Annotated in this window: 1 pseudogene; it reads right to left on the bottom strand. The window is 68.4% G+C overall.

Features of this window, described 5'->3' with window-relative positions:
* Positions 1 to 206, bottom strand: a pseudogene (locus BN358_RS26680) (LacI family transcriptional regulator); the annotation flags it as partial.

The raw sequence follows: 206 nt of genomic DNA, 5'->3' as shown, positions 1-206 counted from the left end.
CACGATCCGGCGGTGCCCGAGGTCGTACAGGTGGCCGACGGCGAGCTCGGCTCCCGCGAGGTCGTCGCCGACGATGGTGTCGTAGTTGACCGACGCGTAGTGTCGGCCGATCGTGACCAGGGGCAACTGCTTGCCGAGCTTCTCCAGCCACGTGACCGGAACCCTGGTGATGGTCACCAGCCCGTCGACCTGGCGGTCGGCCAACG

This window comes from Sedimentibacter sp. B4 (assembly GCF_000309315.1).
Classification (GTDB): domain Bacteria; phylum Bacillota; class Clostridia; order Tissierellales; family Sedimentibacteraceae; genus Sedimentibacter; species Sedimentibacter saalensis.
This window is presented reverse-complemented; position numbering and strand designations above follow the sequence as displayed.